This is a genomic window from Bacillus thermozeamaize (assembly GCA_002159075.1).
Lineage (GTDB): Bacteria > Bacillota > Bacilli > ZCTH02-B2 > ZCTH02-B2 > Bacillus_BB > Bacillus_BB thermozeamaize.
The window spans coordinates 1-19998 of sequence record LZRT01000085.1 but is presented as its reverse complement, the minus strand read 5'-3'; the positions used below and the strand labels follow the sequence as shown (position 1 = coordinate 19998).

Sequence of the window (19998 nt, the reverse complement as noted above, 5' to 3'; positions counted from 1 at the left end):
CTCCCTCCTTTCGCTCAGACTGCACTGAAAGCTAGACCGGCAGGACAGGGCGCCTTTTCCAGGGGCGTTCCACATGTTTGCCCCGCGTTCTTTCCAGGGCAGAAGCCAGGATGCGACGGGTATCCGCCGGGTTGATGATCTCATCCACAAGTGCCGCACCGGCCACCATATCTGTCGAGATCCGGCGCCGATACTCTTCGATCAATTCCCTGCGGCGGGCCTCCGGATCTTCTGCCTGCGCGATTTCGCGGCGAAAAATGATGTTTACCGCTCCTTCGGCACCCATCAAACTGATTTGGGCGTTGGGATAGGCGACAAACAGGTCCGGCTCATAGGCCCTGCCGTTCATCACGTAATATCCGGCGCCAAACGCCTTGCGCACGACGACCGTAAACTTGGGCACCGTGGCGGAGGCAGTGGCGTGCAAAAATTTGGCCCCGTGCCGGATGATCCCGGCCTTCTCCACCGCCGATCCGATCAAAAAGGCAGGCGTGTCGACCAGAAACAGCAACGGAATGTTGAACGCGTCACAGAGATTGATGAACCTCGCCGCCTTGTCCGAAGCGTTGACATCGATGGCTCCTCCCATCCATTTCGGCTGGTTGGCGACGATCCCCACCGAATGGCCGCCAATCCGGGCGAGCGCTGTGATCATGTTGCGCGCCCACTTCGGCTTGATTTCAAACACCTGGCCATGATCCACGATCTCCCGGATAAGTTCCAACATGTCGAACGGCTTGTTGGTGGCCAACGGCACTAATTCACTGATCCGCTCACAGGACCGGTCAATCGGATCATCTGTGGGGAGGACAGGCGGCAGCTCCTGACAATTCAGGGGAAAGTAACTCAGGTAATCCCGCACCGCCTGGATGCAGGCCGCATCATCCTCCACCTCCAGATCTCCGACTCCCGAAATCTCGCAGTGGATCCGGCTCCCTCCCAGCTCTTCCTCACTGATCTCCTCTCCAATCGCCGCCTTGACCAAAGGCGGGCCGCCCAGCCCCAAAAAGCTGGTTCCCTTGACCATCGGCACGAAGTCGGAGAGGGCCGGAATATACGCGGTGCCGGCAAACCCGGGACCCATCACCGCACAGACCTGGGGAATCACGCCGGACATCATCACCTGTTCAAAAAAGATGTCTCCCGTTTGGGCAAAGAGGGAATTCGCCGACTCCTGGATGCGGGCACCCGCTGAGTCGATCAGCCAGATGAGAGGAATCCGGTGTTTCATCGCCCACTCCCGCATCCGCGCCGCCTTGACGCCTCCACTGCGGCCCATCGAACCGGCCATCACCGTAAAATCATACGCCACCACACAGGCAGGACGGCCCTGGATCTTCCCGGTTCCCGTGATCACACCGTCTGCCGCCGTTTTCGCCGGGTCGCCCCCCAATTGATAATCCAAAATCCCCATTTCCTCAAAAGTTCCCGGATCAAACAACAACGATATCCGCTCCCGGGCGGTCAGCTTGCCCCGTTGATGCTGCCGTTCGATGGCGGCCGCCCCTCCCATCTCCCGGCGGATCCGCTCCTTTTTCTCCTCCAGTTCAGCGACCAGGCTTCCAATGGTCATATCTGCTGCATCTTCTGTTGCCGTCCGTCTCCTCGCACGTTGCTCATCGTCGCGAACCATCCCGCTACCTCCTTCTCTGGTTGGCCTCCGTTCCATCATCCGGCCATTGGTTCATCCCCTGTCATCAATTCCCTGTCAATTGAAGCCTCTCTGCGAGCTTCTCCCTCACCGACTGTGTCGTCCCCCCGGCAATGGACAGCGCCCGGGCATCCCGCCAATATCTTTGAATCGGTGTTTCCATCATATATCCCATCCCGCCATGGATTTGCACGCCGGCATCGGTCACCTGTTTGATCATTTCGCCGGCGTAAGCCTTGGCCATGGAAATTACGGTCACCGCCTCCTGCCCCTGTTGCAGCAGATAGACAGCCCGGTAAGCCAAATGGCGCGCCTTTTCCCTCTCCACGGCCATATCCACCATCTTGTGCTGCAGGACCTGAAACTGGTTCAGGGTCCGGTTGAACTGCTTTCTCTGCTTGCTGTAGGCAATCGTTTCCTCCAGCGCCGCGTCGGCCAGTCCGATGCAGAAAAGCGCCAGCATCAATTGCTCCCGCGGAGCGAACTGGCCGAGGATCGCTTCGCCCTGGCCCTCTCCGCCTAACAGATGGCTGGCAGGCACTGCGACATCATGCATCTCCACCTCTGCCAGCCCCGCCGCACGCCACCCCAGCGTGCGCAAGCTTCGCTTCGGACCAACCCCCGCAGCCCGGGTGTCGACGAGAAAAAGGCTCACCTCATCCTGGCCTTCGATCCGCGCTGAGACGCACAGCCAATCTGCCCTATCGCCATTGGTCACAAATTTCTTGACGCCAGTGATGCGATACCCCTCGCCATCCCGCCGGGCAACCGTCCGGATTTTCCCGGGCTCGGACCCGCTTTCCGGTTCACTCAGAGCCAGTCCGCCAAGCTGCTCACCGAGAAGGGACGGTTGCAGGTACCGCTCCTTTAGCTCCGTGCCGCCATATGAAGCCACCAATGGCAGGGCGCAGCCGGCGTGATAACCGACAGATCCTGCCACCCCTCCTGTCCCGTAACGCCCCAGCTCTTCGTAAAAAATGGCTTCCGCCACAGGGTCGGCACCAGCACCGCCTGCCGGTTCGGGTACAGCCAAACCGAGAAACCCCATTTCCCCAAAGCGCCTGAACACGGAACGAGGCAAGGCGCGCTGGCGCTCCCATTCCGCGACGTGGGGCGCGATTTCCTTCTCCAGGAACCGCCGGACGCTTTTGCGAAAAATCTGATGTTCTTCCCTAAACAGCCACTCAAACATGCTTCTCAACTCCAATCATCTTCGGCAGTTTCGCTTTCAACAAAGGACTATCTTTCAATGATGTGCAATCCTTTGGCGATGATCTCTTTCATGATTTCATCTGTTCCGGCGCCAATCCGGGGCAGGCGGGAATCGCGCCACATCCGCTCCACCGGATAATCCATGGTGTAGCCGTTTCCGCCGTGGATTTGCAGCGTTTGATCGATCACCTTGTGGGCCAGTTGCGAAGCGGCCAGCTTGGCCATCGAAATCTCCCAAGGGGTGGCTTCTTTCCGTGCAAACCGGTAAGCCGTGGCATACACCATTTGCCGGACCGCCTCAATTTCAGTCGCCATCTCTGCCAACATGTGTCTGATCACCTGATTCCGGATCAGCGGTTTGCCAGCCACCGCTCTCCCTTGGGCATATGAGCAGGCCAGCTCAAAGGCATACTGCGCGGAACCGACCGACCCGGCCGCGCTGATCACCCGCTCTCCCTGCAGTTCCCACATAATCTGGTAAAACCCCTTGCCCTCTTCCCCGAGCAAATTTTCATGCGGAACTCTCACATTGTCGAACACCAATTCCGCCGTGTCGGAGGAACGCATTCCCACCTTGTCCAGCACTTTGGCCACCGAGACGCCTGGCCGGTCCAGTTCGACAAGAAACAGGCTGATTCCCTTGTACCCGGGGGCATCGGATGTGCGGGCCACCAACGTAATGAAATCGGCCCGGGGGCCATTTGTGATGTACAGCTTGCTGCCGTTGATCACCCACTCATCCCCGTCGCGGTAGGCACGCGTCTCGATCGACTGCACGTCAGAACCGTGGTTTGGTTCGGTAATGCCCAGGCAGGCCAGCTTTTCACCACGGATGGCCGGTTTCAAAAAGCGTTCGATCTGCTCAGGCGTGCCAAATTGGTAAATCGGCGGGGTGGCCATGTCGGTCTGGACGGCGATCGCCATGCCGAATCCTCCTGCGCCACATCGCGCCTTTTCCTCTGCCATCACGACGCTCATGAAATAATCTCCGCCACGTCCCCCTACCTCAACGGGATAACTCAAGCCCAAGTACCCTAACTCTCCCATCCTTCGGAGGATGGATAGCGGAAAATACCCTTGTTCCTCCCACTGCGGCGCATATGGAGCCACCTCTGTCGCAAAAAAATGACGGATCTCTTCCCGAAACGCATCATGTTCCTCTGTAAAGTAAGGTGGATAAGGCATGCTGTCCTCCACTCCTTTCCGGCAATCGTTCTGATCAACCCCAACATTTCGTCACTTTTTCTTAGCAATCGCCATGCCAATTTGTCTCAAGATACAAAACACTGTTAATATAGGTTATTTATTACTTGTATTATTATTCTATCTGTTTATAATAGATAACATAGTGATTTTATATTTACATTTGTAAACCAAGAAACACACTGATCCGGGAGGTGTTGACGATGAAAACAAAAGATTTTTTATCGGCCAACTTTATCTCCATCACGCCTCGTCATACGATGCGCGATTGTCTGAAAGCCTTTCTGAAACACCGCTCGGACGTTGCCTGCGTCGTCAATTCCGAAGGAAAATTGGAAGGAATCGTGACCAAATATACGATTTACCGTTCGCTGCTATCCGGAGCGCCCATCGACTCCCCGGTAACCCCTGCCATTCGGAAACAAGTGGTCAGCTTTTCACAAGAAACCACCATCGAAAGAGCAAGGGAAATTCTCACCGAAAACAACGTCGCGCACGGTGTCGTACTGGATGAACAGCAACGTGCGGTCGGGGTTTTGGGGAAAGCAGACATCATTCGCGGCTTTCTCAACAAAACCGAATTGCTCCTCACTCGGCACAGCATGTTGGTGGAACACCTGCAGGATGCTGTCCTCTCTGTAGACCTGGAACACAAGGTCATCACGTATAACCAAGCGGCTGAGTCGCTGTTCGGCATTCCGCGGGAGGAAGTGATCGGCAACTGGCTCGGAGCGATTTTGCCGGAATTAAATGCGGATTTTTCCCTTACCATCGAACAAGGAGAGGTTCGGGAATCCAAAAAGATCCTGCTGAAAAACGCCACTGTCATTGGATCCTTTATCCCTTTGCGGGAATGGGGAAACATCACGGGGGCCATGGCTGTTCTGAAAGACATCACCAGTTTTGAACAGGTAGCCAAAGAATTGGAAACGACAAAAAAACTGGAACGGACCCTGCAGAGCGCATTGGGCCTCTCCTATGACGGCGTGTTGATCACGGACGAACAAGGGATCGTCACGATGGTCAACGCAGCTTTTTTGGAACTCTATGGACTTGAATACGAAGCAGTGGTTGGCCGGCCTGCCGCTGTCATCGCGCCGGAACTGCCGGTTCAACAAGTGCTGGCTGCAAAAGAGCGGATCGAAGGAGAAATCCGCGATATCGCGGGGAAGAAATGCGTGATCACCCTGCACCCGATCGTTCAGTCAGGGCGATCGGAAGGGGTCATTGCGAAACTGATTTTTCATCGCCTGGATCAATGGAAAGATGTGTTCCGCAGGCTGGAACAACTGGAAAGCGAACTCACGTATTATCGGGGAGAACTGAACCGGATTACAAAGGAAAACGCTTTTGATCGGATCGTTTCACAAAACGGCCAAATGAATTCCGTCAAAAAAGAGGCATACCTCGCCGCCAAAGGCTTCTCTACCATCCTCATCTGCGGCGAAAGCGGGACGGGAAAAGAACTGTTCGCAGAGGCCATTCACGAGGCATCAGGCCGCACAGGAAAATTTATTAAGGTCAATTGCGCGGCCATTCCTTCCGAATTGTTGGAGGCAGAATTTTTTGGTTACGTCGAGGGAGCCTTTACCGGCGCCCGAAAAGGGGGAAAACCGGGGAAATTTGAACTGGCCGACCGGGGCACGCTTTTTCTCGACGAAATCGGCGACATGCCACCGGCTTTACAGGCCAAACTGCTTCGTGTCTTGCAGGAGCAGGAATTTGAGCGGATCGGGGATACCAAAACCAGGGCGGTGGACGTGCGGATTGTGGCGGCGACCAATCAAAACCTGCGGCAGTTGGTCAAGGAGGGGAAATTTCGGGAGGATCTCTACTACCGGATCAACGTCATCCAAATCACCATTCCGCCGCTGCGTGAACGCCTCGATGATATCCCGCTGTTATGCGAGCATTTCATTAAAAAATTAAATCAAAAAATGAACAAAAAAGTCATCGGCATCACGCCGGAAACGCTGCAGCTGCTGCAGGCGCATTCCTGGCCTGGAAATGTCCGTGAACTGGAAAACGTCCTGGAACGGGCCATGCATCTTGGTTCCGGCTCCTGGATTGAACCCCGTCACCTTCCACAGGAACTCCATTCCCCCTCTTTCTCCAGATCCTCAAAAAAAGAAAAAAGGACTGAGGAAATGATCCAAAGTCCTGGATTGCCCAAACCGGCATCTTTTGAACCATTGCAGCCGTCCATCCAGCATACGATCAATCATCGCGACTTGCTCGCGCATGTAGAAAAGCAGGCCATCCTGCAGGCGCTTGAGCAGGCAGGCGGCAACCGGAGCCTCGCGGCGCAAAAACTCGGCATCAGCCGCACGGCCCTATACCAAAAGCTCAAAAAATACAAGATTCAGGGTGAAGTGCGTTTCCACAGCGGGTAAATGCTACCCGGGTAAATGTTACCGTTATATAGACTTCCTGCATCTTTCGTTCTCGATTATAAAAGCCAAGGAACTGGCATTACTTCTGTGCCACATAAGCGGCTGGCAACACTTTCCCCTCTTCTTCCATCTGATCTTCTTCACCCATCACGCGCCTGAGCACCTTGTCGACAAGCGCCGCAAACGCCGCATGACCTCGTTGCCGGGGGCGGGAAAATGGAACCGATAAATCCATCGCGATGCGTCCCTGCTCAATTAAAACCACCCGGTCAGCCATGACAACCGCTTCTTCCACGTCATGCGTAATCAGGACGGTTGTAAATTTGTGCTCCAGCCAGAGCGACTCGATCAGGCGCTGCATTTCGATACGGGTCAGCGCGTCCAAGGCGCCCAACGGTTCATCCAATAAAAGCAGCCGCGGCTGACTCGCCAGCGCCCTTGCCAATGCCACTCTTTGCTTTTGTCCACCGGAGAGAACCGAGGGCCAATCTTTCGCCCGCTCATGAAGGCCAACCTGCCGCAAAGCCAACTCCGCTTTCACGCCCTCTCCTTTTTTCAGTCCAATGGCCACATTGTCAATCACCCGCCGCCAGGGCAAGAGCCTGGCATCCTGGAACATGATGCGCACTTCCGGATTCAGTCCGCGAACCGGCACATCGTTGATCATCATTTCCCCCGCCGTCGGCTCTTCCAATCCGGCGATCAGGCGCAACAACGTGCTTTTTCCGCACCCGCTCCGTCCGATGATCGCCACAAACTCTCCCGGCCGGATCTCGAGTTCGATGCCCCGAAGCACCTGCTGGCTCCCGAAGTCTTTCTTTACTCCCCTCACTTTTATATGCACACCATAACCAGATGATTTCAATGCTCGCACCTCCTCGCCTCAGTCACGATTTCCTCGCCTGACAAGGTCATGAATAAAACCCGCTGACCGGATACGTGTCATTTAAAAAATAAGCTCCAAGTTCGCGCAACTTTACATCAATGGAGTCGTGCAATGAAAACGTCCGGATATTTCGCCAATAACGGTCAAAACGGTATTTCTCATCGGCGGCCCGGGCTCCCATCACGTCAAACATGCGGTTCGTCACATGAAGCGCCACCTCTATCGCCGTGACTTTGGCGGCATAAACCGTGACGGCGGCCTTTCCTCTCTGTTCATCTGTCAAATCAAACTGCTGTTCCCAGGCCCACTGGAAAACCTCCGCAGCATGATTCGTGATTTGTCCGGCAGCATGGCACCGGGACCATAACTCCCCATAATGACGCAATATATACGGATCTTCCAGCACATCTCCTTTTCGCACATGCGCCGTTTGATGCGTATACTTTTTCGCTTCTTCCAAAGCCCCTTCCGCAATGCCGACAAAAATATGGGTCATGATGAGCTGCGTCAGGACGGTACGCAGCGTCGCAAAAGGGGAACCATTGGTCCCCAGCTGGCATAAGTGTTCGTCCGGTTGAACGCGGACACTATGAAAGCTGACGCTGCCACTGTCCGTCTGGCGCTGGCCCATGCCGTTCCAGTCGTCGTGAAAAATAATCCCCGTGCGATTTGAGGGCAGGACAAATAGATGCGGCCTCCTGTCTCCGTCAGACACAGCGCTAACCACCAAAACGTCCGAATCTTTCGCGCCTGAACAAAAATATTTCGTGCCGTTTAAGACGTAGCCATCGCCATCACGGGACACAATGAGACGCGTGTCTTTCGGATTGATGGCATTCCCCCAAAACCAGTTCTTTGCAGCCGTTTCCCTGTAATAATGCGCCCTCTGTGCCGGCGTGCCATAGAAATGAGGCGTTGCCAATTGCAAATGATGATAACCGAAAACATGCGCCAGCGAGCTATCCGCCTTGGCAATTTCCCGAACGGCCCACAGGGCTTCCGGCCATTTCGCTCCCATTCCCCCATACTGTGAAGGAATGATTAACTTGAGCAAACCGCTTGCGCGCAGTTGATCCCGTTCTGCCTTAGGGGTGTCTCCCAGCCGATCCCGTTCGGCCGCTGTGCGGGCAAACGCGCTCGCCAACTGTTTCACTTTCTCTGTGTATGCATCTGTTGACGAAACGATTGTCTCCATTTTCACACACCTTTCGCAACAGAAAATTCTTCGGCGAAATCGTTTCACCCTTTCTGTTCAGGCGTAAATGGCCCGCGTGTTGTCATGCCGGGTAATCACCTCCCGAATCGAGCCTGTCTCCAAATCGTAGATGTGTCGTTTCTGCTTGCCGATATCTGTGCCGTACACATGGATCGAAACGGCCACCTCATCAAACGGATTAAATACTTGATGAATGTCGGCTTGCCGGGGATAAACAAAAGAAATATCCCCAACGCTGGCCGTCACCGTTTCAATTTCTTCCAACACGGCCCGGCTTGCATCCGAACCATCATCCACTCTCCGGAACCGTTTTTCTACAATCGCGCCTTCATACATCCCGACCAGTCCCCAGACCAAGTGATCATGAACCGGCGATTGCTGCCCCGGCCCCCAGACAAACGCAATGACGGAAAAAGCTTCATCCTCCGGTTTGTATAGCAGATATTGGGCATATTTGTCGGCATGAGGCCGACGGTACGCAGGCGGCAGCAATCCGGGAACAGACAGCAATTTCTGCAACAAAGGCCGCACGCCTTCAATCCTCTCCTTATCCTCCGTTGCGTTCCGGAGCACTTCCCGCAAGGATTGATCAAATTCACGGAACGCATCATGGCCTGACATGTGCATCACCCTCCATTGTTTGAGATAGTTAGGATTTATCGCCGGTCCAAAAAAGCAATCGTCTCTTGATCCGATCAAACAAAAGCATGATGGACAGAATCACAGCGCAGTTGAAAAAAATTCCGGCTATTACATTTTTGTAATCCGAGAAATCGGAATAATATTGAATGAAGTACCCCATCCCTTCTTTCGCCCCAAACATTTCTGCGATGGTCAGAACGATGAACGCGAATCCCAACGCAATCCCTGTGCCATTCAAAATGAAAGGCATACTTGCCGGCAAGACCACTGTCCGGATCAGTTCTTTCCCGCGCAATTCCAAAGCGCGCGCATTGTCCAGGTACCGCCCATCAATAACCAGGACCCCTTGAATCGTTCCCAAAAAGATGGGCCAAAAAGCCCCGACAAAGATCAGAAAAATGGATGCCGTCTGGAATGTGGGCAGCAATACGATGGCGTACGGAATGTACATAGTTGGAGGAATCGGGCTCAGCGTATGAAAAAACGGCATGAAAATCTCTCTGACCTTATCGTGCATCCCGAAATATAATCCTCCGGCAACGCCTAGCAGCAGCGCGAGCAGAAAAGCGGGCAAAAAAAGTTTCATCGAGCTCAAAAAACCAGACATCAAATCTATCCGGCTGTCCCATAACGCGCGAAACACTTCCACCGGCCGTGGAAAAAGAACAGGATTTAGAATTTTGCCGAAATGCGTCATGACCTCCCACAATACAAACAAAAGCACAATGATCAAGCCAGTCCATGTATATCTCCCCATAGCCTGTGCCATAACACTTGCCCCCGTCACAAATTCTGTTTTTCAAAGCGTTCTTTTGCCTTTTGGTAGAAAGGATCGCCGGGATTTTCTTTCAGCAATTCATCCAAAGCTTTTGCGTACAAGTCGGTATTGATGTGGTTTTCCAGCTGCACAGACACATCCGCCGGAATATAACCGATCTGTCGCATCGCGCTCCACATTTTTTCCACTTCTTTTTTGTTTGGATCGGAATCATTGTTTTGGTGGGGCTCTAAGACGATGTCCCTGATCTTGTCCTCATCCATTTTCAGATACGGTTGGCTTGCGGTCACCGTAACCTCAGGCTGCAGTTCCTTTGCCCGCTCTGCCTTAATCAGCGCCTTGACAAACCGTTTGTACGCCTCCTGTTTTTCGTTTAATTCCGATCCCCGCGTCACGACACGGCAACATACATGTCCGGGGGAGAGATTGTTGCTCCAGTTCACCGCAACCAAGCCAGCCTCTTCGGCCATCCCCAGATTAGACGGAGCCCCGACCCCCACATCCACTTTTCGCGCTTTGATCGCTTCAATCAACATCGACGGATTTTTAAATTCGATGATTTCCACATCCTTTTTCCAGTCAATTCCGGCATCAGCCAGCGCCGCACGGAACACGATGTCACCAGTATATAAACGAATGGTTCCGATCTTTTTCCCCTTGAAAGATTGAATATCTTTATATTTTTCCTGATCTTCAGGACGTGAAAATATCGGACTTCCGCCTTCCAAGTGCCCGCCGAAAATGACGAAATCAGCTCCTTTGGAAATAAACGTCAAAGGCCCGGCCGTGCCGAAGGATATGCCGATATCAATCTTGCCTGCCTGCAAGGCATTCAGCCCATCTGCCGTCGTCTGAAAAGGGATAAAATCAACTTGCAGATTTTCCTCTTTGAAAAAACCTTCATGTTCGGCAATAAAGCCCAGCTGTGTACCCAACGATGTGGCATAACCCACTCGCAATTGATACGGCGCGCCGTTCTTTTCTCCCTGGTCACCGGAGTCGGACGGATGCGCGGCATGTTCATGACCTGCCGGCGTCTCTTCGCCCGTCGTTGTGCGTTCCGTGTTGCCTCCACATCCTGTTAAAACAAAGCCAATCAGTGACAAGACAAACCATGCAACGAGGATTCTGCCTTTCAATGCCATCACTCCTGCCTTTCAGGATTTTTATATGGATTCCTCCCCGGAAACCGATGGCGGTTCTTCCAGCTTGGAGAATAGTGCCTCATTCATCATCGAAAGAAGCTGGTCACGAAGTTTCCCGAATTCGGATGTCAGGTACAACTTTTTCCGGTTTCTCGGCCGAGGAAACGGAATGTCCAAAACCGCAGCAATTTCGCCGGGAGGGCCTGGCGTGAACAAAACAATGCGATCGGCCAGGTAAATCGCTTCTTCCACATCATGCGTCACAAAAACAATGGTTTGACGCCGTTCTTCCCAGATCCGGCATAGCAAATCCTGCAAATGAACCCTCGTCATCGGATCCAAGGCTCCGAACGGCTCATCCATGAGCAGGATGTCCGGTTGTTGGGACAGGGCGCGTGCAATGGCTACACGCTGCTTCATTCCACCTGACAGCTGTCCAGGATATTGATCGGCCGCGTGGCCAAGTTGCACCAGTTCAAGATATTCCTCGGCCAAGGCTGCCAGTTCCCTTTTCTTTCTCGCATGCCGTACCACCTGTTTGAGTGAAACCACAATGTTTTCCCTTGCAGTCAGCCAGGGAAACAAAGAATAATCTTGAAAAACGATCGCCCTGTCTATGGAAGGACTCGTAACAGGCTGGCCGTCAATCAGCAACTTCCCCTTGTGTGGCCGCGAGAGTCCCGAAAACAGACGCAGCAAGGTGCTCTTCCCGCATCCACTCGGTCCCATCACGACGAGAAATTCCCCTTCCCGTACAGTCAGGCTGATATCTCGTAAAATGTCCTGTTGGCCGTATGTAAACGTCAAGTTTGAGGCCAATATTTTCTCCCGTGACAACCTTTCCTGTGACAACCTTTTTTCATGCAAGACGATCGCCACCCATGCTTCACCCCTTTTTGTTCATCATCCATTCACATCCGTAAATTGAAATAAAAACGGCCAAATCTTACGAATGAAGCAAGATTTGGCCTCCGGTTTTCCGGTCAGCGCTGCCGGTCATATCACTATTCCGATTTAATTACTATGTTTATAGTGAATCTTAAATGATTCCTCTCTCTCCGTCAACCCATTCAGAACGATAAATTCAGGAATGCTCTGCTTTTTTCAGCCATTCCCGAAATACTTCTTCCTGATGTTCACCCAGTTTGGGCGGGTTCCGGTATACCGAAAATGTATAGTTGTTCATCAAGACTGGAAAGCCCACGTATTTGGTGGCCACACCATTCGGCAAGTGTAGTTCCCCAATGATGCCCATGCTTTGAACATGCGGATCGTGCAGAATCTCATGGTAATCATTCACAGGCGCGCAAGGAACGCCAAGGCGTTCCAATTCAGCCATCCACTCCTCTGCCGTCCGCGTGGCAAAAATGGGCTGGAGGATGGCTGTCAATTCCTTTTGGTTCTTGGCGCGCAGCACCTGGGTCGCAAACCGTTCGTCGTCCGCCAATTCGGGCCTCCCAATCACTTGGCAGACACTGCGCCATAACTTGTCGTTTCCCGCAGCGATGACGAACATCCGGTCTTTCGCCTCATACCCTTGATACGGCGCATTTCGCGGATGAGCCGTGCCCAAGCGCCTGGGCGGCTGGCCCGTTCCATAATATTCACTTGTTTGCAATGCAGAGATGCCAAGCAACCCGCCTAACATCGAACAGTCAATATAGGTCCCTTGCCCGTCTCTGTTTACCCTGCTCAAGGCGGCTAAGATGGTGTATGCCGCATACAACCCAGCGACAAAGTCGCCGACCGGTACCCCGCACTTTACGGGCAATCCCTTTTCTTCGCCCGTGACGCTCATCAGGCCGCTCATCGCTTGAACCGTCACGTCGAAAGCGCCTTTTCCCGCATATGGTCCGGTTTGCCCATATCCGGATATGGAACAATACACTAACCGGGGATTGATGTGTTTTAAGTCTTCATATCCCAGCCCCAGCCGGCGCAACACCCCCGGCCTGTAATTTTCGATCAAGACATCCGCTTGTGCGCACAATGCCTTCAAGTCGGCCACCTGATTGGGGTCTTTCAGGTCAATGGCGATGCTCCGCTTGTTTCGATTGAGGGAAGCAAAGTTTCCGCTAAATACCTCCCCATCCTCATTCTCCATCAATGGCGGCCATCCCCGCATGCCATCGCCTCCATCAGGACGCTCCACTTTGACGACGTCCGCCCCCAGATCGGCCAACAACATTCCCGCAAAAGGACCCGCGGCAATTTGCCCCAATTCAATCACCTTGAGGCCCACAAGCGGCGCATCTTCTTTCAAACTTGTCATGAAGTCTTCCCTCCGAAGCGGAACTATCATTCTTTAACTGGAGAACGCATGATTTCGGAGAACGGATTCACCATTCACGGTCTCCATACCGCATCCGCCACTTGAACTTTTTTGTCTATCAAGCCTATGTTCAAAAAATCATCCGCCTGCACCTCTAAATCATCCACCGCTTGTTGATCCATAAAATTCGCATCCGACCGCTTTTTATGCAACACCTTCTCCCACACCGAAACAGGTATTTTTGTCGCTTTCGACAGCAAATCAGCAGCCTCGCGCGGGTTCTCGTTAATCTGTTTGCCCGCCTTTTGCAGTTCTTCAACCACTTGTTTGATCACGTCTGGATGTTGGTCCACATATTCCTTTCGGCTCAAATAAAACGTACGGTACGGGACCAATCCCTTTCCATCCGTCAAAATCCGATTCCCGTTTTCCGCGGCGACAGTGAAATACGGATCCCACACCACCCAGGCGTCCACTTCTCCCTGAGCAAAAGCAATGCTCGCATCCGAAGGCGCCAAATATACCGGCTCAACATCGCTCATGCTCATTCCGGCGGAAGCCAACGCCTTCGTCAGCAGATACTGCGAAATCGACGCCTTGTTGAAAGCCACTTTTTTCCCTTTCAAATCGGCAACGGTTTGAATCGGAGAATCTTCTTTGACCAATATCCCCTCGGCCTGAGGCGCCGACGGCTCACTTGCCACATAGACAAAATCCAACCCTCTGGCCAACCCGAAAAGCGAAGGCGCATCCCCCACATTGCCAAAATCTATGTTTCCAGCACTTAATGCTTCCACAACCGCCAAACCTGTATTAAATTCCGACCACGCTACGGTATAACCTAAAGGCTCCAGAATTTCCTCCAGCGTTTTGCGGTGCTTGAGCAACAAAAGCGCCCCTGTTTTTTGATAGCCGATGCGCAAGACCCCTTTATTGTTCACTGGTTCCTTTTGAACAGCGGAACCGCTTTGCTGTTGGGCGGTTGGGCGACTTTGATTGCATCCCACGAAAGGCAATACCAAAAAAGCCATGCACAAGAAAAGGAAAACCGCCTTTCGTGTCGCACGTTCGCTCATCATTGCCGGACTTTCTCCCTTAATTTGGCACGCACCCGGGGAATCACATCGCGCCCTACCGCCTCAATGACCTCCAGATGGGGAAAACCGCGCAACAACACCTTATCGAAGCCAATGTTGACATACTCAACAATCCGGTCTGCAACTTGATCCGGGGTGCCCACGAGGGCAATGGAGTTGCCGCTCAACACCTGGGTGAGACCGGCCCAAAGGTTCGGTCCAATGCGAAAATCACGGTCGCGTGAGGATTCCATCAACTGGTGAAGCCGTTTCATCCCCACCGACTCCCCTTTCAAGCTCTCCTCTTCCTTCTTTTGGATGGCTATCGGATCTGCCTTGCTCACAAGTTCTCTGGCATTTTCCCAAGCTTGTTCCTCCGTCTCGCCTAGGACCACCTGAAAGGAAACGCTATAGCTCAACCAACGATTTTGCTCCGCCGCCAGTGCCTTCATTTCTTCAATTCGCTCCTGCGTATGATGCAACGTTTCACCCCAAAGCATATAAACATCCGCTTCTTCCGCGGCCACCCTTTTTGCCGCTTCCGAGGCCCCCCCAAAATAGATGGGCGGGCACGTTTGATTCACCCGCTTGAGCGACAGCGACGCGTTTTTCAGGCGATAGAATTCTCCTTCGTGATCAAAAGATTCCTCCACGAAAAACCGTTTCAACACCTGGATAAATTCCTTGGTTCGGCGATAACGGGTGTCATGATCCAAAAAATCCCCATCGCTGGCCAATTCTGTCGGCGAGCCGCCTGTGACAATATTGATCAACGCCCGCCCGCCTGACCAATAATCGACGGTGGCGAATTGCCTGGCGAACAGCGCCGGCGCAGTAAACCCGGGCCTTACCGCAAACAGGAATTTCAACGTTTCGGTATAGTGGATCAACGAAGAAGCCACAACCAGCGAATCCAGGCAATTCCCCCCAGTGGGCAACAATAAAGTGGAAAAACCGCCTCTCTCTGCCGCCTGGGCGATGCGTGAAATATACTCGAGCGACGGTTGTCGTTCTGTGCTGGCCGACCACCCGTCCATCCTCTGGGAATTGTAATTTCCGGCTCCTACGTACCGTCCATCCCCCGACGTCGGCGCCATCGTAATAAATTCAACCATTCGCTTCCCCTCCCGTCAGTCTTCGTACGTCCGGCGACCCGATGCTAGGATTCACCGCCGCTTCTTTCACTGCCGCTTAACAAACGCTCAATCCGCGCAAAGTCCGAATCGGTGATCCCTTCATAAATCCCATGACTGCCAATTTCCACCACAGGCACATGACGTACGCCATACTTCAATTCCAGAATGTCCCGCAGGTAATCCCTGCCCTCCACATCCACATTTTCGTAAGAATAACCCTTTTCCGCCAAAAAAGCCTTCAATTCTTGACAGGCCTGACATCCTTTCCGGCTCCACAACACAATTTTCTTGCTGCTTGACATTTCGCTTCTCCTCCTTGTTTCCGCGTCCATAAGTATGAAGAATACCGTTTACAAGTTTTGGTAGTTGGGATTCCACTGTAACCATCTTTTTTCCAACGATCTCGCCATCGAATCGGCCAGCTTTCCAAACAATGCATAAAGCAGGATGCTGAGCAGCACCACATCGGTTTGCATAAATTCTCGCGCGTTCATTGCCATGTAGCCGATTCCCGCATCAGCCGCAATCGTCTCGGCCACGATCAACGTCAACCACATGATCCCCAACGCATAACGCACGCCCACCAAAATCGAAGGCAGCGCTCCCGGCAAAACCACCTGCCAGAACAGCGACCATGAGCGCAGTCCATATACTCTGCCCATTTCCATCAGCCCCTGGTCGACCGAACGGATACCGTGAAGTGTATTCACGTATACCGGAAACAACACCCCAATCGTCACCAAAAACACTTTCGCTTCTTCCCCGATGCCAAACCACAAAATCACCAGCGGAATCATCGCGAGATGGGGAATATTCCTAATCATTTGGATCGTCGTGTCAAACAACTTCTCGGCAACGGGAAACAAGCCGTTGGCCAATCCCAAAAGAAAGCCAATGCTTCCGCCGATAAGAAAGCCAATGATGGACCGTTGAAAACTGATGAAGAGATGCCGAAACAACTCCCCAGAAAGGATCAGCTCCGCGGCCGCCCGCAGGACATCTGTCGGCGCCGGAAGAATCTTGTTCGAGAGCAGTCCATGCTTGGATAACCACTGCCACGCAAGAATGAACAGGACCGGCAACAACCAGGGGACCAGCCTTTTGGCCGCCTGGTCGAGAAAGATGGCTTTTTTCATCCAAACACTCTCCTTTCTTTCCGGCAGATGATCGCTGGCCGCCACCTCGCCAAAAGGCCCCTATGACAGATTCACCTTCCGTGCAGCGACATGCAGCAGCGACATTTGCTCAGGGCAAATGCGGAAGGTCATTCGTTTAGACCCGCATCATCCTGCACGCCCCTTTCTCTCACCGGATACCCGATAATGAGACATCTTTTCGCTCCAAAATACTGCTGAACTCGTAGAGCGACTTGCGCAACCGGACTTCGGCCTCATCCGCCAGCTTCACCTGCTTCCCTTCTTCCAAACTCACCTGCGTGTCCAGAATATACACGCCACCTAAAATATTCCGTGCCCCCAAGGCGTTCAATACAGGTTTCAAGGCATAATCGATCATCAGAAAATGGGCGGGCGAGCCTCCCAATGCGATCGGCAAAATCACCTTTTCCGCCAGCGCATCCCTGTCCAGAAGATCGAGCAAGGACTTCAAAACGCCTGTATAGGACGCCTTGTACACCGGTGTTCCGAAAATAACGCCATCAGCCGATTGGATCTGTTTGGACACAGATTGTACTGCCTCGCTGTCGTAAGAGCCCAGCACCAAATCTTCGGCAGGAATGTCCAACACATTCACAATAGACACCGAAATGTCCCTGTCTTCCAGCAATTTTCCCGCATGCTCCAAAACGTGCGCAGTCCTTGAAATACGGGACGGACTCCCGGAAATGGCTACCACGCGGCTCATCGCTACTCCTCCCTCGAAAAAAATGAGCCCCGATTCCTGCAGCACGCAGGAACAGGGGCCTCCGTTTGAACGGTCGGCATTCCTTATATTTCTTATAAAAATAATAGGTATTTTGATTATAAATTTCAGCACCCAGCGCGTCAACCCCGTCATGACAAACAGATGTCAAAAAGGCTCCTTCATCTCAATGCATGCACAAGCAAGATGAAAGGAGCCTTCGGTGAACCGATCGGCAATTTCTGTATCTTTTCATGACTATTTTACTTTTCGGCTTCCCTCCTTTAAGGGGAATGTTTTTTTCTCAAGAGGATAACGAAATTTTTCCAGCCTCTCGATTTGCGTAATCTGAGAATCATGCACGATAATTTGTACCGATCCGTATTCCAAGCCTTCCAGTGAACGGATGATCCGTTCGAGCCATTCCTGATCAATTTTGTTTTGGATCAATCTCCTCGCCTCCCAGCCGCTTGTGTCCAGTATGTTGTACCGCATGTTCCATGCTGGTTAGGTATAGTAACAGGATAGTACCCGCGCATGCCGCACCAAAACCATCTCATCCGCTTCTTGAAACGCAATCCCCCCCCTCCGCCGTTCCCGCAGTGTTATTCCTTCTTTTGCTAAAACCAATCCTTGACTCAAATAGACATAGACAACGGCGGGAAAACGAACTTGAGATACATTTTATTCATATTAATCCAAGTGATCAAGTGAGAATACAAAATTTTTCACCCGCCATCCTTCCGCCAGGCATGCTGTCACATCAAAAAAAGCGCGTTCATCGGCGCTATCTGGGCAGCAGGTTTTTCCGCAAGCGAAGCCGCCGTGATTCATCTACCCGGTGCTCAAACACATATTTGACCCACATCGTATTGATCGCAAACAGGACCGCGCCCAACAAAAAGACACCGCGGATGCCGATGACTCCAGCCAGCACCCCTCCCAGGATGGGCCCCAACATGTTGCCCATAAAGAGCGCGCTGTTGCAGTATCCGTATGTCGTGCTTTCCTGCCCGGGGGGAGAAAATTTTCGAATCAAAGCATTGACCGAAGGCAAAAGCCCGCCAATACACAACCCCAGTAAAAACCGGGTCACCAATAACGCGCCGATCGAGTGGACAAATGCCTGGGGAATACAAAACAGGGTCGCCCCGAGCAATGAGTAAAACAGGACGTACTGGGTTCCCTTCCGGTCTCCCAATCGTCCCAAAAACGGCGACGCCAACATATTGGCCATACCGGTCACTGCCGGCACCAGCCCCGCGTAAAATGCCACATATTGTGTGGTTGGATGCACTTCCTGGACAAAAAGCGGCAACAACGGCTGCGCGCTCATAATCGCAAATTGGATCATAAATCCCACGGCAAACAAAGCCAGCAGAGGCTGCGTGCGCATCACCGCGGAAAAGCTTCCCTTCATCGCCTTCTGCTGTCCCTCTGTCGGTTTGACAAAATCCTCCCTTACGCCGATCCATACCAGAACCGCCATCGCCAAAATGACCATGCCCGTATAGTGAAACATCTGGCGAAAGCCGATCCACTCCGCCAAAAGCCCGCCAAGGAACGGCCCCATAATCGTCCCGGCCACCGTTCCTGACTGGAGAATCCCGAGAGCCTGACCCGTTTTATCCTTCGGCGTGTTCACAGCCATCAGCGAGGTTGCCGCTGGAATGAACCCGGAAATCATCCCATTGAGAAAACGCAGCAGCAACAGTTGCAACGGCGTGGCAGCCAATCCCATCAAGGAAATCGTGATCGCCATTCCAAACCCGGAACGGAGCAACATAATCTTTCTTCCATGCCGGTCAGCCAATGCACCCCAAAAAGGAGCAAACAGAAAAGCAGAAAAAAAATTGGCGCCAAAAATAAACCCGGCCCATCGTGTAACAGCAGCCGGATCACGCACTCCCAGTTCCTGAACGTACAGAGGGAGAAAAGGAATGATCATGCTCATCGAAGCCATGACAAAAAACTGTGCGACCCAGAGAATCCCCAGGTTTCGCTTCCACTGTTCCATCCACCGCACTCCTCACCACATGCCGGTTCAACATTTCGTTCCCCTAAATGATTGGGCAAAAAAGAGGGGAACGCCGTCTTTCCGGACCGTTCCAGTCCCCTGTATAGCCGTCGTCGTTCCTTTATCTGTTTCAGCGATCATTTCACGTCATTATTTTTATTATAAGCCGAGTGAAAAAAGGAGGCAATCATTCCGCCAGTTCCACGCGTCATTGCACCCGCTTTTTCCTTCCCGCCCAATAGGTTTCACGCAACTTGTACTTTTGCAGTTTTCCGGTGGCTGTCCGCGGCAGAGAAGACACGAATTCCACCGATTTGGGCGCTTTATAATGCGCCATGTTGTCCCGGCAAAACCGGATCAGTTCTTCCTCTGTCAGGGTTGATTCTTCTTTCCGCACCACCAGCGCCTTGGGCACCTCTCCCCATTTGTCATCCGGAACGGCAATCACGGCCACTTCCAGGACATCCGGATGCTTGTAGATCACCCCTTCCACTTCCGTGGATGAAATGTT

The 19998-nt window shown here is 52.7% G+C and carries 18 protein-coding genes and 1 pseudogene; 1 reads left to right on the top strand and 18 read right to left on the bottom strand.

Features of this window, described 5'->3' with window-relative positions:
• Positions 1–31: 31 nt before the first annotated feature.
• From BAA01_15485 to BAA01_15475, 3 genes are all read right to left on the bottom strand, one after another.
• Positions 32–1573, bottom strand: a complete 1542-nt coding sequence (locus tag BAA01_15485) for a propionyl-CoA carboxylase (GenBank protein OUM86868.1) — start codon at positions 1571–1573, stop codon at positions 32–34.
• A 124-nt stretch (positions 1574–1697) separates the two neighbouring features.
• Positions 1698–2843, bottom strand: coding sequence for a hypothetical protein (locus BAA01_15480; protein OUM86831.1), 1146 nt, complete (start codon positions 2841–2843; stop codon positions 1698–1700).
• 47 nt (positions 2844–2890) lie between these two features.
• Entirely contained in the window at positions 2891–4048 is a 1158-nt protein-coding gene (locus BAA01_15475; protein ID OUM86830.1) for an acyl-CoA dehydrogenase, read from the bottom strand.
• A 221-nt stretch (positions 4049–4269) separates the two neighbouring features.
• On the opposite strand from BAA01_15475, the gene BAA01_15470 reads away from it, so the two are divergent.
• A complete protein-coding gene (locus BAA01_15470) occupies positions 4270–6459 on the top strand; it encodes a hypothetical protein (protein OUM86829.1) in 2190 nt (729 codons plus the stop codon).
• A 79-nt stretch (positions 6460–6538) separates the two neighbouring features.
• Here BAA01_15470 and ssuB read toward each other — a convergent pair whose 3' ends face one another.
• From ssuB to BAA01_15395, 15 genes and pseudogenes are all read right to left on the bottom strand, one after another.
• Positions 6539–7324, bottom strand: a complete 786-nt coding sequence (gene ssuB / locus BAA01_15465) for an aliphatic sulfonate ABC transporter ATP-binding protein (protein ID OUM86828.1) — start codon at positions 7322–7324, stop codon at positions 6539–6541.
• Between the two features lie 46 nt (positions 7325–7370).
• Entirely contained in the window at positions 7371–8540 is a 1170-nt protein-coding gene (locus BAA01_15460; GenBank protein ID OUM86827.1) for a hypothetical protein, read from the bottom strand.
• Positions 8541–8597: 57 nt separating this feature from the next.
• A complete protein-coding gene (locus BAA01_15455) occupies positions 8598–9182 on the bottom strand; it encodes a hypothetical protein (GenBank protein OUM86826.1) in 585 nt (194 codons plus the stop codon).
• 28 nt (positions 9183–9210) lie between these two features.
• The gene (locus tag BAA01_15450) at positions 9211–9972 is read right to left on the bottom strand and encodes an ABC transporter permease (GenBank protein ID OUM86825.1); all 762 of its coding nucleotides are present in this window, start codon (positions 9970–9972) and stop codon (positions 9211–9213) included.
• Between the two features lie 14 nt (positions 9973–9986).
• Positions 9987–11120, bottom strand: a complete 1134-nt coding sequence (locus BAA01_15445) for a hypothetical protein (protein OUM86824.1) — start codon at positions 11118–11120, stop codon at positions 9987–9989.
• A 27-nt stretch (positions 11121–11147) separates the two neighbouring features.
• Positions 11148–11963, bottom strand: a complete 816-nt coding sequence (locus BAA01_15440) for a nitrate ABC transporter ATP-binding protein (protein ID OUM86867.1) — start codon at positions 11961–11963, stop codon at positions 11148–11150.
• A 247-nt stretch (positions 11964–12210) separates the two neighbouring features.
• The gene (locus BAA01_15435; protein ID OUM86823.1) at positions 12211–13398 is read right to left on the bottom strand and encodes a carnitine dehydratase; all 1188 of its coding nucleotides are present in this window, start codon (positions 13396–13398) and stop codon (positions 12211–12213) included.
• Positions 13399–13472: 74 nt separating this feature from the next.
• A complete protein-coding gene (locus BAA01_15430; protein OUM86822.1) occupies positions 13473–14477 on the bottom strand; it encodes a sulfonate ABC transporter substrate-binding protein in 1005 nt (334 codons plus the stop codon).
• Complete coding sequence (locus BAA01_15425; protein ID OUM86821.1) at positions 14474–15589, bottom strand: alkanesulfonate monooxygenase; 1116 nt, start codon at positions 15587–15589, stop codon at positions 14474–14476. The genes BAA01_15430 and BAA01_15425 overlap by 4 nt, the downstream gene beginning before the upstream one ends.
• A gap of 44 nt (positions 15590–15633) precedes the next feature.
• On the bottom strand, positions 15634–15912 hold the full coding sequence (locus tag BAA01_15420) for an NrdH-redoxin (GenBank protein OUM86820.1): 279 nt from the start codon (positions 15910–15912) through the stop codon (positions 15634–15636).
• 48 nt (positions 15913–15960) lie between these two features.
• Complete coding sequence (gene ssuC / locus BAA01_15415; protein OUM86819.1) at positions 15961–16746, bottom strand: alkanesulfonate transporter permease subunit; 786 nt, start codon at positions 16744–16746, stop codon at positions 15961–15963.
• A gap of 169 nt (positions 16747–16915) precedes the next feature.
• On the bottom strand, positions 16916–17473 hold the full coding sequence (locus BAA01_15410; protein ID OUM86818.1) for an FMN reductase (NADPH): 558 nt from the start codon (positions 17471–17473) through the stop codon (positions 16916–16918).
• Positions 17474–17728: 255 nt separating this feature from the next.
• Entirely contained in the window at positions 17729–17920 is a 192-nt protein-coding gene (locus BAA01_15405) for a DUF2292 domain-containing protein (GenBank protein ID OUM86817.1), read from the bottom strand.
• Positions 17921–18257: 337 nt separating this feature from the next.
• Complete coding sequence (locus tag BAA01_15400) at positions 18258–19487, bottom strand: multidrug transporter (GenBank protein OUM86816.1); 1230 nt, start codon at positions 19485–19487, stop codon at positions 18258–18260.
• A 208-nt stretch (positions 19488–19695) separates the two neighbouring features.
• A pseudogene (locus tag BAA01_15395) lies at positions 19696–19998 on the bottom strand (o-succinylbenzoate--CoA ligase).

Excerpts from the sequence above, each read along its gene's own strand:
- BAA01_15430 (OUM86822.1), bottom strand. The coding sequence starts at position 14,477 with ATGATGAGCGAACGTGCGACACGAAAGGCGGTTTTCCTTTTCTTGTGC.
- BAA01_15435 (OUM86823.1), bottom strand. The coding sequence starts at position 13,398 with ATGACAAGTTTGAAAGAAGATGCGCCGCTTGTGGGCCTCAAGGTGATT.
- BAA01_15400 (OUM86816.1), bottom strand. The coding sequence starts at position 19,487 with ATGGAACAGTGGAAGCGAAACCTGGGGATTCTCTGGGTCGCACAGTTT.
- BAA01_15425 (OUM86821.1), bottom strand. The coding sequence starts at position 15,589 with ATGGTTGAATTTATTACGATGGCGCCGACGTCGGGGGATGGACGGTAC.
- BAA01_15410 (OUM86818.1), bottom strand. The coding sequence starts at position 17,473 with ATGAGCCGCGTGGTAGCCATTTCCGGGAGTCCGTCCCGTATTTCAAGG.
- BAA01_15475 (OUM86830.1), bottom strand. The coding sequence starts at position 4,048 with ATGCCTTATCCACCTTACTTTACAGAGGAACATGATGCGTTTCGGGAA.
- ssuC (OUM86819.1), bottom strand. The coding sequence starts at position 16,746 with ATGAAAAAAGCCATCTTTCTCGACCAGGCGGCCAAAAGGCTGGTCCCC.
- BAA01_15450 (OUM86825.1), bottom strand. The coding sequence starts at position 9,972 with ATGGCACAGGCTATGGGGAGATATACATGGACTGGCTTGATCATTGTG.
- BAA01_15485 (OUM86868.1), bottom strand. The coding sequence starts at position 1,573 with ATGACCATTGGAAGCCTGGTCGCTGAACTGGAGGAGAAAAAGGAGCGG.
- BAA01_15455 (OUM86826.1), bottom strand. The coding sequence starts at position 9,182 with ATGTCAGGCCATGATGCGTTCCGTGAATTTGATCAATCCTTGCGGGAA.
- BAA01_15420 (OUM86820.1), bottom strand. The coding sequence starts at position 15,912 with ATGTCAAGCAGCAAGAAAATTGTGTTGTGGAGCCGGAAAGGATGTCAG.
- BAA01_15470 (OUM86829.1), top strand. The coding sequence starts at position 4,270 with ATGAAAACAAAAGATTTTTTATCGGCCAACTTTATCTCCATCACGCCT.
- BAA01_15480 (OUM86831.1), bottom strand. The coding sequence starts at position 2,843 with ATGTTTGAGTGGCTGTTTAGGGAAGAACATCAGATTTTTCGCAAAAGC.
- BAA01_15460 (OUM86827.1), bottom strand. The coding sequence starts at position 8,540 with ATGGAGACAATCGTTTCGTCAACAGATGCATACACAGAGAAAGTGAAA.